Genomic DNA, 17,675 nt, shown 5'->3' with positions numbered 1-17,675 from the left:
AGGGAGGGAAGGCGAATACTAACGGTCGATTAAAATTATTGAGCCACCGAAGGGAATTGAACCCTTGACCTAACGTTTACGAAACGCTTGCTCTGCCGTCTGAGCTACGGTGGCGGTAAAGGCGACGGGATTATACCACAGGTGATTGGCGAAGAAAAATAGCGATTGAAAACTAACGAATAGACGATGAAAAAGTTCCCGACATGCGCATAGCCATGATATCTGAGCATGTTTGACCACTATCTACACTGAGAGTCGAGGAATCGGATGGGATGAATGTCTAGATACGGGGGAAATTCTTACCGAAAAACCTCCGGCCTTATCGATGTCAAACGATAGAAAACGCAAGCGTTCTAAGTATACCCGCTCTTATTAACTTCGCCCCATAATCCATAGCCGCTCTCCCGCCGTGCCTCACGTAGCTGGTGCTGTTGAAAGATTTCCTTGATATGCGCTACCTTCTCGTCAATGGCTGCCTGGAGCCACAGCCTGCCTTTTTCAGCAGTTGCCAGGCTACCAGCTCCGTAAGCACCGGTTTTCGAGTCATCATCCCAAGGTGGGTTGGCGATTAACGCACCTCCCTCCACCCAATCCATATAATATGAAGGTGTAGCAACAAAATCGACTTCATCCACTACACGTTCCATATGGACAAGCTCGGGGTGCAAGTGGAGGATGAATGAAGTTTCAAGCTCGCAGGCATGGCCCATGCCACCGATACCGGATTGGCGATATTTTTCGAGTGCGGCAATACCTTGTGGACCGGAGAGATACAGCCAGGCTGTGGCGCAGAAGATACGCCGGTGACGTTCGCCGGCATATTTGATGGCATTAATAATAAACGAGCTGTTTCCTCCGTGGCCGTTGATTAAATAAAATAGTTTAAACCTACGTTCAGCCAGGACATCGATCACGTTGATCCAGAAATCCTCAAAGGCACGCCCTCCGGCATTAAACGTACCGGCGAAAGATTGGCGGTGGGTGCTGACACCATAGGGCATGACCGGAAGGAGGGTGGTCTGCTCGGAGAAAGCTGAGGCTGTGCCTTGAGCGATTGCTTCAATGATCATCGTGTCGGTGGATAGGGGCAGGTGAAAGCCATGCTGTTCGGTATGTCCAATAGGAATGAGCACAAGCTTGCCGTGCTCAGTTTCCGCAGGAAGAGAATTACTCTGGAAAACCGTTGACTGGTGGGGTAAAGCCAACCAGGGAACACAAAGATTCAGTTGAAGACCCTGTGGAACGAGAACAAACGTATTGGTGAATCCGTCATCCCACAGCCCTGAGATAAGATTTTCGAGATACCTGCTCAGCACAGCATCGGAGACAACCAGGCCACTACCCTGCCACCCATAAGGAAATGAAGGCAGGAGGTAGGCAATTTCAGGATTGCCCAGGGCATCGGCCAGGCGATGCATATCATAGCCGGATCCCAGAGGAAGCACGAGCGGAGTTCGGCGGTGTACTGCTCGAACCTCAGGCCAGGTGAGCTCTTCGAATTTCAAAAAGCTGGTGCTCATTAGATTTTAGATAGGAGCTCAGATTTCTTCTGCAGGAATTCAGTCTCTGTAATGACGCCCCGGGCACGTAAATCGGCCAGGCGATTGATCATGTCGGGGATGTCAGCTTTGTTTTCTTCGACTTTTGGTTCAGGAGCTTCTTCAGGGGTATGCTCGAGATATGCCTTGGCGTTTATCAGGGCGCTTTTGAACTTCACCGGTTCATCAATTTTTTTGAACAGGTTGACCCCTAATTCGCTGGCGGTCAGGATTTCGATATCCCCGTAACCAAACAACCGTCCCAACGCTGATTGGTCCATCTTGATATCATTGACTTTATCCAGCGAGGAATCAATCACACTTTTGTTGAAGATGCCTGAGATCTGCATCACACGATGATTGGTGATAATGAACTGGTGATTCGACCAGTTCAGGATATCCCGCGTGCCGGTGGTGATGGGTATCAGCATAAGCAAGAAGCCCAATACACTGATAATCCACCAGGCAGGTGTTTTGCCGTAAGCGTAAATCGAAATCAGGATCGTTGCAATGAAGATGATCGATACTAAGACTGCTTCAAGAACGATTGAGCTGGCCAGGACAAACCAATGGTGCCTGGTCGCCAGGATGACATTCTCGCGTTCGCCTAAAAGACTTTGAAGATAGTGCCCTGCCATAATATTGCCTCCTATTCATCACTCCGATATCAGGATTTTTCACTTATTGTACGGTTCAATTCTACTTTTGCCTTCTGAACCAGGGAAGGATCGGTAAGCAAATCCACAACTGTCATTGCCAATGCTTTGGCTGCATCTAGCATGGCCGATTTACCCGCTTCAGAGATACAGTATTCCTTAAACTCCAGGGTGTGACCAGCGATATTTTCTGGTGCGATCGCCAGGTAAGCGTGGATGGCGGGGATAATGTGGCTGACATCTCCCATATCGGTGGAGCCCATGCGCTCGAACGGGCCCGGTTCAACCACCTGGCGACCGACTATTTCAAGATTGGCGGAGAATAAATCCGCAATGACATGGTTGGGTAACATGTTCTTGTAGCCCGGCGAAAGGGTGAGTTTCAGCTGGCAGCCGACTGCCTGGGCGCCAGCTTGAGCACAGGCTTTAACTTTCTCGATGATCTCATCCCTGCGTTGGGAAGTAAGACTGCGAATACTAAAATCTGCACAAGTATAGGCAGGGATTATGTTGGCTGCTTCGCCTCCATTCAGGATGATGCCAGCAATGACATCCTTCGGGCCAAGGAGGGGGCGAATGGCATGGATATTGTTGAAGGTCAGGATCAATGCATCTAATGCATTGATGCCTTCTTCAGGGGCTGCGGCGGCATGCGAAGCTTTGCCGAAAAATTCCATTCTCAGCTTGGCGGAAGCGAGGGAGCTACGTAAGACCATGTTCTTTGCAGCCGGGTGGAACATCATGCCAGCATCAACCGAATCAAATACCCCGGCTTCAGCTAATATGATCTTACCACCACCCCCCTCTTCAGCTGGAGAGCCAATTACCTGGATGAGACCTGGTAAGCGGGGCTGTAGCTCGGCCAGTGCCAGGCCAGCGCCAATGGCTGCCGAAGCAATCAGGTTATGGCCGCAGGCGTGCCCCAGACCCGTCAGGGCATCGTACTCAGCCAGGATGGCAATGCATGGGTGGGCCTGGTCACCGATGGACGCCCGGAAAGCAGTGTCCAGATTGGCGATCCCGCCTTCTACACTGAACCCACCTTCCTGCAGAGCATGGGTAAGAAGCTGACTGGCTTTGAATTCTTTAAAGGCAGTCTCCGGCTCATTAAATAGCTTGGTGCTGATTGCCCACAATTTTTCCGATTGGTGCTCGATTTCTGAACAAATGAACTTTTTATGATGATTCAGCATAATTTAATTATACTTAAAACCTGCGGAAAGAGGTTGGCAAAAAAGCCGATTAAATACTATAATATGCTTCAATGCTTGAAGCATCCCAAATCAATGGTAAAAATTGACATACTCAACATAAGACAAGGAGGTCGATGGTCGAATATTATCAATAACCGTGTTTTGCTCTTCGGCTTTGTAAATATGGAGCAATATCTATCCATCCAACATAAATTCAGAGGAGAATAAGATGCAACGTAAACATATTTTGTTTACCCTATTGATAATCGCCACTTTTGTTTTTTCTGCCTGCACTACCGCACCGACCGCGACTACGGTCGTCACAGAAGCTCCGCCTGTCGTGCAGCCCACTGAAGCGCCACCTGTCGCCCAACCCACAGAAGCTCCACCGGTTGTAGAACCCACTACCGCACCAGCTGAAAAGAAGGTGCTGACGTTCATTTGGGGCCAGGAGTTTGATAACCTCAACCCCATCTACACCAACATGTGGTTCGTGTCAGTAATCTATCCAGCCTATATGTGTACACCATGGCTGTTTGACGACGAGGCAAAGGCGTTTCCATATTTATTGAAAGAGATGCCAACCCTCGAAAATGGCGGGATAACCAACGATGGTAAGACATTTACCTTCAAGTTGAGGGACGATATTAAGTGGTCAGATGGTGAGCCAATCACCTCTGCAGACTTTAAATTCACCTACGACATGATCATGGCTGATTCGAACGCTGTGAGCACCCGCTCGCCATATAATTTAATAACATCCGTCGAAACACCGGATGACCAAACTGTGGTATTTAATTTCCCAGAGCCTTTTGCTTCATGGCAGGCAACGCTCTTTAGCGGTTCGACCAGCAGTACCCCGATCATCCCCAAGCACATTCTGCAACCCGTCTTTGATGCGGAAGGCACCCTTGATACCGCCGAATGGAACAGGGCTCCAACCGTCGGTTGTGGACCATTCGTATTCGAAGAATGGCAATCTGGCAGCTTTGCCCGCTTTGTCAGGAATGACAATTACTGGCTTGAGCCAGCTAAAGTCGATGAGTTATTCTTCAAATTTGTTCCGGATGATGCTTCGAATATCGCAGCCCTGGTTTCGGGTGATGGCGATGTAGGCACATTCTTTGGTTACCCTGATGTGCCTCAGCTGCAAGCAGCAAATATCACAATCCTCAATTCTTTCTCAGGTTACAACGAAGGTATTTACATCAATTTGCATCCTGAGAAAGGCAACCCGGCACTAAAGGATGTGAAGGTTCGCCAGGCGATTGCCTATGCCTTCAACCGGCAGAAACTGGTGGATGATTTACTACTTGGTCTAACAGGTGTGGCAGCCACCGATTGGGATAAGAGCCCATGGGTCGACCCAACCATAACCCCGTATCCCTACGACCCTGATAAAGCTAAAACTTTACTGGCGGAAGCAGGCTGGACCGATACCAATGGCGACGGTACCGTCGATAAAGATGGGGTCGAGTTGGTATTAAAGTGGGGAACAACCAACCGGCAAGTTCGCCAGGATACCCAGGCAGTTGGCCAGCAAGATCTGGCTGCAGTAGGAATCGGGACGGAACTGTTGAGCTACGATTCCGACACCTTCTTTAACGGATACCAGGATGATGGCCCCTCCGCCAACTTCTCCCTGGATCTCATCGAATATTCAGATTCACCCTACTGGCCAGATCCGAACACGACCGTTTGGCTATGCTCAAACATCCCCAGCGATGCGAATCCGGCTGGTTCCAGCCCCACAGGTCTGTGTGATGAGACTCTGGATGGGCTATTCCTTAAGCAGCTGACTCAATTTGACTTCGCCGAACGACAACAGACCTTCTACGAGATAACGAAGCTTATTTATGATAATGTTTACTGGCTTGGTATTTGGCAGGACCCAGACCTGTTCTCGTTCAGCGACCGGATGACTGGTTACAAAATGTCCGGTGCGACCCCATTCTTCAATATTGCTGAGTGGGATATTAAATAATAATCATTTCTACTCAATATGTGCAGGCGGGGTGGCCCGCCTGCACATGAATATCACCAAAAATCAATGACTCGTTATATCATTCGCCGGTTATTACAAGCCATTCCACTGTTATTGATTATAAGTATCGTCCTGTTTGCCATGATGCAAGCTATGGGTGACCCGCTTGCCACCATGGGGGGACGTAAAGTGACTAGGCCAGAAGATCGCATCCGGCTAGCCAAGCAATTGGGATTGGATAAGCCTGGCTGTGTCCAATATGTCTACTGGTTGATCGGCAATGACTGGACCAGGCCTGTGGGTGAGATTCCCGAGCCAAATGCGGGGATTTTAAATCCCATTGTGAAATGCTTAAATCCACTTAATTACATTGATTCATACGCTACTGGTACTCGGAAAGGTGTGTTACGAGGTGATTGGGGCATCTCGTTAGTCAATCGCCAGCCGGTTACCAAAGTAATCGGTGAACGATTAACAAACACACTACTTTTGATGGTCACAGCTGAAGCTATTATCATATCCGTTGCATTACTCATCGGGATTTATTCTGCCCTGCACCAGTACTCGGCTGCAGACAATATCATCACAGCAACTACTTTTGTGCTATATTCGATGCCAGTGTTCTTTTTTGCATTATTAGCCATGTATATATTTTCGGTGAATTTCAGGAAATGGGGGCTACCTTACTTGCCGACGGTGGGCATGTTTGAGCCATCGGCTGGCCCATCGACTATGCAGCTCGCCTGGCATATGATTCTGCCTGTCGCTACACTTTCATTCGGTTTTATTGCTGGCTATAGCCGCTATATCCGTAGTGCCATGCTGGAAACCCTTGGGCAAGATTATGTACGAACTGCTAAAGCCAAGGGTTTACCCAGGCGGGAGGTGGTATATATCCATGCCTTAAAAAATGCTGCCTTACCGATTGTCACCCTAGTCGCTCTTGACTTACCCTTCCTGCTTGGAGGCGCAATCGTGACTGAGCGAATTTTCGGATGGCCTGGTATGGGACGATTATTCCTTGATCACGTCGAGCGTTCGGATACCGCTGTGGTCATGGGTATCATGATGATGATTGCTTTTGCTGTGATCATCTTCCAGATCATTGCGGATGTAACATATGCCTGGCTGGATCCGCGCATCCGCTATAAATAATGGTAAATTATGACTGACGCAACCTTATCACAACCTAAACCAGGCATCCCCAACCTGACTCCCGATGAGCTGGAAACCCCACCATTAACACTTACCCAGCTCACTTGGCGCCGTTTTCGACGCCATCGAATGGCGATATTTGGAACGATCACCCTGCTGCTGATTCTACTATATGCCTTAATAGGATCTTTCGTTTTTACTGAGGGTTACTCGAACCGTACCGAAACGGGCAACGCATTGCAATCTCCTTCGCGTGAGCATCCCTTCGGAACCGACACAATCGGCCGAGACATACTGGCGCGAACCATCTATGGCGGCCAGATATCCATACTGATCGGATTAACCGCCATGCTGGTGGAGGTGATTTTAGGCGTCAGCATTGGCGCCATGGCGGGATATTTTGGCGGCTGGCTGGATAGCGCATTGATGCGTGTTACCGAAGCAATTCTGGTGATCCCGCAGATCTTCCTGCTTCTGGTTATGGCGCGTTATTTCGCTGCATCGATACCTAACATAAAATTTGCAGGACGAACTTTCAGTGGCAGCGTGATCGTGATCGTATTTGTGATTGGTATCACCAGCTGGCCTTATTTGGCGAGGTTGGTGCGCGCTCAATTCTTATCGGTGAAAGAAAACGATTATATATTGGCTGCAAGAGCAACCGGCACATCGACCAAGGATATTATCCTGCGACATGTACTCCCCAACAGTATTGCCCCCATCATTGTATCAGCAACACTTAGTATTGCCGCAGCAATCATTTTGGAAGCTTATATAAGTTTTTTAGGTCTAGGAGTACAACCGCCCACCGCTACGTGGGGAAATATGCTGGAAGGGGCTTACAACTATATTGAATCAGCCTGGTGGTTGTGGTTCTTCCCGGGTATGTTCATTGTGCTGATCGTTTTAAGCATAAATTTCCTGGGGGATGGGTTGCGAGATGCACTCGATCCACACAGCCGAGCCGTGTAATGATTGGATAGAATACTGATTGCTATGAACAATGGAACGACTCCGCATAAGATCCTGGAAGTCATTGACCTGAAGACCCGTTTTCACATTGCTGAAGGCACTGTACATGCTGTAAATGGGGTATCTTTCCACTTGAATGAGGGTGAGACGATCGGCGTCGTAGGCGAAAGCGGTTGCGGTAAATCTGTGACGATGATGTCTATCATGGGCCTGATCCCCATCCCTCCGGGTGAGATTGCCAGTGGCCAGGCATTATTTCAGGGGAAGGATCTGATTAAATTAGAAGAATCACAAATGGAAGAGATACGTGGCAGGGATATTGCCATGGTATTCCAGGACCCGATGACAGCGTTCAATCCAGTACTTAGTATTGGTCGACAGCTAAGCGAGCCACTGCGTATCCACCTTGGCTTGGAAAAAGAAAAAAACCAACAGCGTTGTGTTGAACTGCTAGAAATGGTTGGAATTCCTGAACCAGCCAACCGTTTAAAAGATTTTCCACACCAGTTCTCAGGGGGAATGCGGCAACGGGCAATGATCGCCATGGCACTTTCCTGTAATCCTAGCATCCTGATCGCAGATGAACCTACCACAGCTCTCGATGTGACCATCCAGGCGCAGATTGTCGAGCTGGTGCAGTCTATCCGAACAGCAATGAACATGTCTGTGATCTGGATCACGCATGACCTGGGTGTGGTCGCTGAAATTGCAGAACGCGTGATCGTCATGTATTCCGGCTTCATCGTCGAAGAAGCCCTGGTCGATCACCTGTACGAAGATGCAAGACACCCATATACTCATGCTCTATTAGCAGCTTTGCCCAGGGTAGACCTTCGTCGGGAAAAACGCTTACACTCAATTCCTGGTGCGCCACCCAACCTGCTGGTTGAACCCAAAGGGTGCCCATTTGCACCACGCTGTGATCATACCTTTGATCGTTGTCTTCAAGAAATGCCTCCATTAATCCATGTTGCTGCAGATAATCACCAGGCTGCCTGCTGGATGGATTTGACTACTGGTAAACCCCGTTAATACTTCAGGAGATTGATTTTGGCACTTCCCTCACCAACACCAGTTGAACTGAACCAGCCGCTGATAGAGGTAAAGCAGCTTAAGAAGCATTTTCCGATTCGGCAGGGTTTAATCATTGAAAAGGAAACCGGTTCTGTTAAGGCTGTGGATGGCATCACTTTTGATATCCTCAGGGGTGAAACACTGGGGTTAGTGGGTGAGAGTGGTTGTGGAAAAACAACTGCCGGGAGGACCATCCTGGGGCTATACCCCATTACTGATGGTAAAGTAGTTATCAGCGGTATCTCACTGGCAGAAGCGGACAAAACGCACATCAAGTTGCTACGCCGTAAGGCACAGATGATCTTCCAGGATCCGTATGCGTCACTCAACCCACGCTGGACGGTCAGTGCCATTATCGGCGAGCCCTTACGTGTGCATAATTTGTTCGGCAGCACGCATGAGCGCGATGAACGAGTGCACGAGCTGATGTTAAAAGTTGGCCTGAGCCCCAGGTTGATCAACCGTTTCCCCCATGAATTTTCTGGTGGGCAACGCCAACGCATCGGTGTGGCCCGTGCTCTAGCCTGCAGCCCTGAATTCATTGTATGCGACGAACCAATCTCAGCCCTTGACGTATCCATCCAGGCCCAGGTGGTGAACTTGTTGGAAGAGCTTCAAGATGAGTTCAACCTGACCTACCTTTTCATTGCCCACGACTTGAGCATGGTGCGCCACATATGCGATCGGGTGGCTGTGATGTACCTGGGTATTATCGTTGAGCTGGCTGAGCGGAATGAGCTATACGAGAACCCGCTGCATCCATATACTCAGGCACTGCTGTCATCCGTTCCAATCCCTGACCCCAAGCGTGACCGCCAGCGCCAGCGGATCATCCTGAAAGGCGAGATCCCCAGCCCAATCAATCCTCCCCCAGGTTGCCGTTTCCATCCTCGATGCCCCATTGCTGTTGAACAATGCAAGCTTGCGATCCCCGAATGGCGCGAGATCATGCCCGGCCATTGGGTTGCCTGCCACCTGGCCAAAGCAACTTAACCTCAATATCAAGCTTATAAAGATTTTTGATACATGCGATGGGTTTTGTAGAAATCGATCCCCATTTCGCGCAGCTCACGCTGCATCTTTTCGTTTTCAGCACCGATCTGGACGATCTCTGCATGCTTGAAGCCACCCTCGGTGATACTTTTATACATTTCACTAAATAAAATCGCCGTGCCGCCCAAGCCCTGATATTCTTCCAGGATCCCAGCGCCGTTGATATTCACCCAACTCGTGTGCCGTTTTTCCAACAGCAGCTTGATCCAGCCAAGCGGGTAGACCCGGCCTTTTGTTTTCTGAACAGCCTCTGAGATATCGGGATAGGCGAACAAGAAGCCGATGGGGGTATTATCCTTCATAATGACTTTGATCAGACGTGGGTCAGCAAACCATAATAGCTGCTCGGCTATCGATTTTGCTTCCTGGTCGGTGAGAGGCACATTCCCTGGGAGACTGCCGAGCATCGCGTTGTACAGGTCTTTAAACTGTGGGACCAGCTTACGTAGATCACTACGGCTGTGATACCTGGCGATACTCAACCCGCGGCGTTTTTGCACCAATTCAGATATCCTATGGACCTTTTCGGGGAATTGCATATCGCTGGGAAGATAGCCTGAAACGATATCCGATTCGGTGGTAAATCCGGCAGCTTCGACCAAATCAGCGTAATATGATTGGTTATACGGAATTCCGAATGCTGGCCGGTGCTCGAAACCTTTAACCAGCAAGCCCAGCCCATCGAGCGAGGAAAAACCCCGGGGGCCGATGATCTTGGTCAACCCAGCGTTCCTGGCCCACTCAAAACCTGCTTCGAACAACATATTCGAAGCTTCCGGATGATAAAAACATTCAAAATGATAAAAGAAAGCTGTCTGCTCATGGTTGAAATCATTGTAGTGATGGTTATTCAAAACTGCCAGGCGGGCGACGGCTGAGCCATCAGCAGCCAGGGCCAGGAAAAAGGCAGCCCGAGAATGATGGAAAAATGGATTGCCTTTTGTGTCGAAAATCCGCCGGGTGTCTGTGGCAAGGGGTGGAACCCATTGAGGTGTGTCGCTATAGATCTTATTTGGGAGATCGATGAATTGTTCAGTCCGGTAACGATCGGCAGGGTCAATGTGCACGATTTTCATAATTTTCCTCATGTTTTCGGTGACCAGTTGAGACACTGGAGTTATCTGGCCAGTTTTCCAGGTATATAAGCACATCATCGCGGGTAATCTTCGGATATGTGCCGCCTGTGGCTGTGGTAGAGAGACCCCCCGTGATGTTTCCCCATTTTAAACAGGTATCGACAGGCTGCCCATTCAGCCAGGCACACAAAAAGCCAGCACTAAAATTATCGCCTGCTCCAGTGGTATCCACAGGCTTGACGGGGATGGCTGGCATTGTATAAATGTGGCCAGCTACATACGCCAATGAACCGTTGGGTCCATCCTTGATTATCACGTTCTTACAATGCTCAGCAAGACGCCAGGCAGCGATCGCCAGGTCTTGATCCCCGGTCAATCGCCGGGCTTCGAGCGCATTGGGTAGGAAGATATCCGCACTTCGGATAGCCTGCCTCACCAGGCTGCTCTGGCGTGATTTTCCAGTGATATCTCCCACCGAGGAGTTTCCATCCATCACTAATTGCATTCCCTTCCGGCTGACCAATTTTTTACCTGCACTGAGCAGCTTTCCCGTATACAGGCCAGGGAGATATAGCACCCTGGCACGGTTTTTGACTAATGCTGGGATGACTGCAGGGACCTGTGGATCAGGATCGTAATAGGTGATAAACATGCGATCTTCCGGGTAAGAAGCGGCCGCGGATATCCGTCGGTAGGGTCGGTCATGATGGATAAACAAGGTTTCGTCCAGGCCTTCTTCACGGGCACATTTGAGCGCGAACAAGCTGAAATCATCATTACCAAAGTCGGCAGCCCAGCCTACCTTTACTCCCAACCGGTGCATGCTGACAGCTGAGATATAGGCTTCACCAGGGGTCATTAAAAAATCAGAACCGACCGTATCCATGCCAAGCTGAGGCAACCCCTGCATGCCAGTGAATATCAAGTCGGCAGAGTAGCTCCCGGCGATGATTACGTCAAAATCATAGGCCATCTAGTGCAAGCTCGGGAAATACGATCGGTGCTGGGCAAGATATTCATCCAGGATCAACCTGGCGATAGAATAATCGCGCACCAGGGGATGAATGGTCAGAGCCAGGAGCGCTTTGTAATAAGAATTTTCCACTGCTGCCTGGATGGTCAGATGCTCATATTCCTTGACCTGCTGGATGAGGCCCATGCAATGTGGCGGGATATTGCCAACCGGCATCGGTTGAATATGATCAGTACTGACAAGTACTGGTATTTCCACGACATCCTGGTCATCGAGTGTGGGGATGGCACCATGGTTAGCAATATTAATTATTTGAACCATCGGTGCAGAACTATTCAATGCTTCAATGAGATTTAGGGCTACACCGGCATATCCTTCCAAACCGATCGGCGCGAGGATATTTGGCGGAAGAAATGACAGGTCATGTGACCTACCGGTCTCCTTTACCATGTAGCTGCTGCCCCGCCGTTCCAGATACTCATGGTAAAGCGATTGCATCCCATCGAAATCCTGAGCCTGATGCTTTTCTTTCAATGCTGCGAATAACTTGAGATTTTCTCGAGCAACCTGTTCGCCACGGCTTTCACCTGCCTGGAGGATATTGTTGACTGCCTGTTTGTTGTAGTAATAGTAATAACAATATTCATTTGGGATCATCCCCAGGCTGGTGATGAAATCCGCATCAAATGGCATTCCCGGCACGGTGCCCATTGATTTGATTAATTCCATCAATTCTGGCAGACGGTCGTGATTGTCTGTGGTGATGCTGTGAATCCAGCCGAGGTGGTTCAGTCCGAAGTAATCCGGGTGAACATCTTGAGGGCTTTTTCCCAATACCGCAGCTATTAATTCGTGGATACTCGATGGCCCATCGCAAATGCCGACGATGCGAGGCCAATTGCCGTGACGGATGACTGCTTCGGTGAGCATTCCAGATGGGTTGGCGAAGTTGATCAGCCATGCCCCTGGGCAGACGTCATGCATCAGCCTGACGTAATCCAAAAGCACGGGAATCGAGCGAAGGCCCATGGCGAAACCACCCGGACCAGTAGTCTCCTGGCCGAGAACACCGTACTTTAGCGGCACCGTCTCATCGATGACACGCGATTCGATTCCACCTACGCGGAAGGTGGTGATCACGAAATCCGCAGCGGATAGGGCGAGACACGGATCAGTGGTACGGGTGATATGGAACCTGGTGTCTGGCGAATCCTCAATGGGTGATGTGAGCGCTCCGATCAATTCCAGCCGCTCAGCGTCAATATCCATCAGGCTAAGCTCGGTGATACCGAGGCGAGCCTGTCGTTTCAAGATTGATTGAACGAGCAGGGGAGTTCGTACCCCTCCTGCACCGATGATGGCGAGCTTCACTTAGGCGACTTCCTCGAGGCCTGGCTGGTGGCTTTTTTCCTGCTCAGCACGGCGCGACATCTCATCGCGTAATACGCTGATATCCTTGCGGATAAATAAGGAGGTAACTACGAAGAAGCCAGCGCACAATACCCAGGTGGCGATGCAGATGATCAAGAATGCATTTTTTAGTGAAGACTGGTCAGCGATCAGGCCGACAATCAATGGTGCTGTGGCTGCACCGGCTGATTCAATCAAATATTGGATGGAAAGGGCAGTACTGCGAACTTCTGGCAGGGTGATATCGTAAACCGTTGATATTACGTTCGGCGATGCCCAAGGCATGAACAGGGCAGTCAGAGCCAGCATGATGGTGAACAGGAGCACATCTTCATTGGGTACGTTCAGACAAAAGTAAAGGAAGATTGCTCCCAGGAGCACACCGACCATGGATACATACAATCGACCGCGCCGATCACGTTTGAAGAAGAAGTCGCCCAAGGTGCCACCGATCGGATAACCGATCGCCAGGACAAGCACCGCAATGACCATTACGATCAGTTGTGTGTTAGAGTCAAAACCCCGTTCGGAGCCAAGATAATAGAAAAACCAGATGGTGATGGCGTTCCAGGGGAAGACGCCGAAAAAACCCTGGATAAACAGGATCAACAGGCTGGGTTTTGTAAACAGTCTACCGGCTGTTCGCAAGCTGAACTTATACTGGCCCTGGATTTCAACACCGGCCATTTCGGGTTCACTTTGCCCGCGGGGAACGTCCTTGACTCCGAAGAAGATTACGAACGCCATGAGCACGCCTAATGAGCCAGTGATATAGAATACCCCTCTCCAACCAATAACACCCGCCAGCAGCAGACCAAGCACCATGCCCACAAGGTATCCCAGGGGTTGGGTAAATTGTAATAAACCATAGACCTTACCGCGTAGTTTTGGACCGAAATAATCAGATATCAGGCTGTACATGCCGGGATAGCTGGAATCGTCGATACCGGTCGATGAGCGCGTGACCAGAAAAGCAGAATACGTAGGAGCGATGGCATTCAACCAGGTGGTGGCACCCCAGATAAACGATGCTAAGGCCAGCAATTTTGGCCGGGCGAAGCGGTCGTATAAATAGCCCCAGATCGGATAAAAAATGGCACCAACGATCAAAGCGCCGGTAGAAACCAAACCCATCTGGGTCATCGTGATATTGAAATCCTGGATGATAATCTCCGTCATTGGTCCGATCAGGAGCTTATCTGCCTGGTGCAGAAGGGTGAATAAGAAAAAGATTGCTACCACTACCCAACGGTATCTTGATGAAGATTTCATTTTCTGTTCTCCTCAACAATGATTATGTAGTTAATTTTACTAGATATCCATTAATCAGAAACAAGAGAAGGCTGGGGTGCTGGTCGTCGTTTAGAAAGGAAATAAAAACCAAGGATACCGACAATGCCGACTAAAAAGCCACCATACCATATGGCAACTGGAGCAATATTGTCATTGAGATAACCTCCCATGAGAGGGGCGATACCGGCAGCGGCAGGCCAGGTGAGACCGGCGATGCTCATATAACGACCGCGCATATCGGGGGGCGCGAGGGAAGCCACGTAGGTTGAGGCGGTAGGCATCAAAATAAGCTCACCGATGGTCATGATCACAATACTGATCCAAAAACCGATGAACGAGTGACCGAAAGCGACACTGCCAACACCGAGCGTGTAAAAGAAAGTACCAAGCATCATCACTGGTGCAGGCTGATAGCGCTTGGTGCGGTTTGTAACGAAGACCTGCAGGAATACGACCATCAAGGCATTGGTGGTGGGGATAAACCCATACAGGCTTTCTGGAACATTAAAGTTATTGTTGGCATAGACAGGCATCAATATCCAGATAAGCACTGCGCACATCTGGGCCAGGATAAAAGCACCGATAAAGGATAAAAAGTGCGCATCGCGCAGGACTCGCAGGTAACCTCTAAACATGCCTACTAGATCTTCGGTGAACCCGGCTTGTTCTGGCAACGTCTCATGTGCCTGGAAGGCTAGTAGAAGGCTGTAGGCGATCATCCCTGCCCCTGCGCAGTAAAAAGTAATCGAAAACGAGATTGACGATAGGAATCCGCCGATGGTTGGTCCAAGGGCAATCCCGGCATTGTTGCTGAGGCGGATCAAGGCATAAGCATCTGGGCGTTTCTCAGCCGGGATAAGGTCTGCTAGCATGGCATCTGCCCCTACCCGGTAGAGTGGGTTGAATGTACCACTGAGCGATAGAAGCAGGGCGAAATGCAAATAGGTTTGGGCATTGATCATGAAAAAGTACACCAGGCCATTACCGACCAGGCTGACGACCATGACCCATTTCCTCCCAACCCGATCGGTGATTGGCCCGGCGATCAATGATGCAATGATGCCGGCAATAGCATTGAAGGTCATCAAGCTGGCAACCTGGGTGAGGGGTAGCTGGACGCGTTCTTTGACATAGATCATCAGGAACGGCCATATCATGGATGAGCCAATCGTGCTGATCAGCATGCCATAGAACATCAGCCTGAACTGGCGTGGGTATTCTTTTAATAAAGCAAAAGGGTTGTGCACAAAATATCCGATAAATTAAGATGTGATCAAACCGGTAATCGCACCAATGCCGTAAGACTGTGCCAGCAGCTCGACCGGGTGAATTGCCGGTTTCCCGGTGGCGTGAGTGATCTGCCAGCGGCAGGTTTCACTATCACATACTACGAGCGGACTCTCAGGGTAGGAATGGGTTATGAAATCGAATAGTGGTTGGCCGATATCCATTGATATGGCATACTTTTCTTTTTTATAGCCGTACGTGCCAGCGATGCCACAGCAATCTGCGCGGCTATCGATGATGTTTAGCCCGGGGATCAAGCCCAACAAGGGCAGGCCAGGTTTACCGATGCGGTGGCCACGGTACTGACAGGGGATATGGTAAACCAGGGTATAGGGGATCGGACTTAAGTCGGTATCGAGCAGACCTTGATCCAACAAAGATAACATGAATTCATTGAAGTCATAAGTGTTCTCTGCGACCAGCCGGGTGTCTTCGTCATGCATGTCCAGCAGCTCTGGGGCTTCTTCTTTCAAGGTCAGCGAACAACTCGTCGAGGTGCCGATAATCGGTATCCCCTGGCGGGCATACTCAACCAGGTGACGGACGTTGCTCTGAAGATACCTGCGGGCAGCGGGAAATTCCCCGTTGGATAGCAGCGGAAGACCGCAACAGTTTTGGGCTGGCACGATAACCTCAAAACCGTTGCGCTCCAAGACCTGAACGGCAGCCCTACCGACGCGTGGCTCGTAGTATTGGGTAGAACACCCGTGGAAGTAGACAACTTTTCTAGCTGAACGCAGGGGGTTTTGGCGTTTGTGAAACCAGGTCGTGAAACGGTGCCTGCTAAAGGAAGGCAAGGGTGCGTCGTGGTGGATGGAGAGAGCAAATTCAGCGAACTGGCGGGCAGGTTTTAGGGAAAGCAGGGTGTTCGCAACAGGAGCGATGGGTAGGCCAACCTTCCCAAGCAGCTCAGCCCGGGCAACCAGGTTATTCCGCAATCGCAATCGGAGGGGAACCTTGCCGCTTTTCACCATGGCGGCACGTGCCCGGGCATTCAACTCGGCGATCTTCACTCCATTCGGGCAGACCATGTTACATACCCGGCAACCGGTACAATAATCCACGGATTGATCAGGTGATAACTGGCTTGGTAAACGGAAGCGTTCAGCTTGCGGGCCTTCATACTTGGGACTGGGGAACAGGTCGGTCACTGCCGATACAGGGCAAGCCGTGGTGCATATGTTGCACTTGATGCATTGATCCAGTGAAATGACCGGTGATCGTTGAAAGGTAGTATTACCAGCGCAGTTGTCGATCGAAGAAGGCAGTCTCATGATTCACGTTCCTTCGAGATCACTTCTGCGACTCGAAATGCGGTAGCCAGTGCGATGCCTTCGAGGCTACGCTCGCGCACGGAATCGCATCCATGGAAAAGTGAGCCAGCTGCGTAGAGGTTGGAATAGAGTGGGTGGTCAGCCTGGTCGGTGGGCTGAAGCGTGTGATCGATGCGAATCCCGGTACGGAAGCGCGGATGGCCTGGGGGTGAAATGAATTGGTTTTGGTAAGGATGTTCGGCTGGGCTTGGAGTGATGGGTAAATTAAAGATGGGCTCTTGCGCATAGACATTATTGGTGCTGGTTATTCCACCACCCAGGAAGCCGCCCGTGGCGAGGACATATGATTTGGCAAGGTGATCGACATGGCGTGCAGCTGCTTCCGTATGAACCGATAAAATAGATGTACCGTCATTAGTAGAATCAGTTGCAAGCATGCCGTTTGAAACAACGCCATGGCGCTGCTCAATGGAAGATACCAGGATATTTTGTAAGCGGATGCCGGGAATCGAAGGAGGCATGCCGGGAATCTCGAACACCGGTACCCCAAGAGAAGCCTGCAGGTGCTGAATCGCAGTGTGAGCATCCTTCAGTCCCAGCACAGCCGGGAAACCAACCCGACCTGCACTTCCTAAACGTGGCTTGATTGCATCGCTAACTTCCTGGCAGAAGGCAGGGTCATCAAATAAACGCGCCAAAACCATGGCGGTAACAAATTTGCGTTTTCGTAACGAAGG

At 50.1% G+C, this 17,675-nt stretch carries 15 protein-coding genes and 1 tRNA gene; 6 read left to right on the top strand and 10 right to left on the bottom strand.

The window, feature by feature from the left end; genetic code table 11:
- Positions 1-38: 38 nt before the first annotated feature.
- The 4 genes from C3F13_15645 to C3F13_15630 form a co-directional block, all read right to left on the bottom strand.
- Positions 39-114: transfer RNA gene (locus C3F13_15645), tRNA-Thr, on the bottom strand.
- A 239-nt stretch (positions 115-353) separates the two neighbouring features.
- Entirely contained in the window at positions 354-1,520 is a 1,167-nt protein-coding gene (locus C3F13_15640) for a hypothetical protein (protein ID PWB50935.1), read from the bottom strand.
- Positions 1,520-2,176 (bottom strand): hypothetical protein, encoded by a 657-nt coding sequence (locus C3F13_15635; GenBank protein PWB50934.1) that lies wholly within the window; start codon positions 2,174-2,176, stop codon positions 1,520-1,522. Before C3F13_15635 ends, C3F13_15640 begins: the two co-directional genes overlap by 1 nt.
- A gap of 29 nt (positions 2,177-2,205) precedes the next feature.
- Positions 2,206-3,387 carry an amidohydrolase gene (locus tag C3F13_15630; protein PWB50933.1) on the bottom strand — a complete coding sequence of 394 codons (1,182 nt, stop codon included), beginning with the start codon at positions 3,385-3,387 and terminating at the stop codon, positions 2,206-2,208.
- Between C3F13_15630 and C3F13_15625 the strand changes: the two genes are divergently transcribed.
- From C3F13_15625 to C3F13_15600, 6 genes are read left to right on the top strand one after another with little or no spacing between them, the layout of a single operon-like run.
- Positions 3,376-3,615 (top strand): hypothetical protein, encoded by a 240-nt coding sequence (locus C3F13_15625; GenBank protein ID PWB50932.1) that lies wholly within the window; start codon positions 3,376-3,378, stop codon positions 3,613-3,615. The two genes, C3F13_15630 and C3F13_15625, sit on opposite strands and share 12 nt — an antisense overlap.
- Before the next feature lies 1 nt (position 3,616).
- Entirely contained in the window at positions 3,617-5,371 is a 1,755-nt protein-coding gene (locus C3F13_15620; GenBank protein ID PWB50931.1) for a hypothetical protein, read from the top strand.
- 18 nt (positions 5,372-5,389) lie between these two features.
- Positions 5,390-6,526: a diguanylate cyclase gene (locus C3F13_15615; GenBank protein PWB50930.1), complete on the top strand. Its 1,137-nt coding sequence runs from the start codon at positions 5,390-5,392 to the stop codon at positions 6,524-6,526.
- Between the two features lie 9 nt (positions 6,527-6,535).
- The gene (locus C3F13_15610) at positions 6,536-7,498 is read left to right on the top strand and encodes an ABC transporter permease (protein PWB50929.1); all 963 of its coding nucleotides are present in this window, start codon (positions 6,536-6,538) and stop codon (positions 7,496-7,498) included.
- Positions 7,499-7,522: 24 nt separating this feature from the next.
- On the top strand, positions 7,523-8,530 hold the full coding sequence (locus C3F13_15605; protein PWB50928.1) for a peptide ABC transporter ATP-binding protein: 1,008 nt from the start codon (positions 7,523-7,525) through the stop codon (positions 8,528-8,530).
- Between the two features lie 48 nt (positions 8,531-8,578).
- On the top strand, positions 8,579-9,565 hold the full coding sequence (locus C3F13_15600; GenBank protein PWB50989.1) for a peptide ABC transporter substrate-binding protein: 987 nt from the start codon (positions 8,579-8,581) through the stop codon (positions 9,563-9,565).
- A 14-nt stretch (positions 9,566-9,579) separates the two neighbouring features.
- Here C3F13_15600 and C3F13_15595 read toward each other — a convergent pair whose 3' ends face one another.
- Genes C3F13_15595 through C3F13_15570 form a run of 6 tightly spaced genes read right to left on the bottom strand, consistent with a single transcriptional unit; the run spans position 9,580 to position 16,938 of the window.
- Positions 9,580-10,701 (bottom strand): hypothetical protein, encoded by a 1,122-nt coding sequence (locus C3F13_15595; protein PWB50927.1) that lies wholly within the window; start codon positions 10,699-10,701, stop codon positions 9,580-9,582.
- The gene (locus C3F13_15590; protein PWB50926.1) at positions 10,682-11,674 is read right to left on the bottom strand and encodes a hypothetical protein; all 993 of its coding nucleotides are present in this window, start codon (positions 11,672-11,674) and stop codon (positions 10,682-10,684) included. Before C3F13_15590 ends, C3F13_15595 begins: the two co-directional genes overlap by 20 nt.
- A complete protein-coding gene (locus C3F13_15585) occupies positions 11,675-13,045 on the bottom strand; it encodes a 6-phospho-beta-glucosidase (protein PWB50925.1) in 1,371 nt (456 codons plus the stop codon).
- Positions 13,046-14,356 (bottom strand): MFS transporter, encoded by a 1,311-nt coding sequence (locus tag C3F13_15580; protein PWB50924.1) that lies wholly within the window; start codon positions 14,354-14,356, stop codon positions 13,046-13,048.
- A 50-nt stretch (positions 14,357-14,406) separates the two neighbouring features.
- The gene (locus tag C3F13_15575) at positions 14,407-15,624 is read right to left on the bottom strand and encodes a hypothetical protein (GenBank protein ID PWB50923.1); all 1,218 of its coding nucleotides are present in this window, start codon (positions 15,622-15,624) and stop codon (positions 14,407-14,409) included.
- 15 nt (positions 15,625-15,639) lie between these two features.
- Positions 15,640-16,938: an anaerobic glycerol-3-phosphate dehydrogenase subunit C gene (locus C3F13_15570; protein PWB50922.1), complete on the bottom strand. Its 1,299-nt coding sequence runs from the start codon at positions 16,936-16,938 to the stop codon at positions 15,640-15,642.
- Between the last annotated feature and the right edge of the window lie 737 nt (positions 16,939-17,675).

The sequence above is a fragment of the Anaerolineales bacterium genome (assembly GCA_003105035.1).
In the GTDB taxonomy this organism is placed as follows: Bacteria; Chloroflexota; Anaerolineae; order Anaerolineales; family UBA4823; genus FEB-25.
Note: the sequence above shows the minus strand (reverse complement) of the source record. Positions and strands in the feature narration are given on the sequence as shown.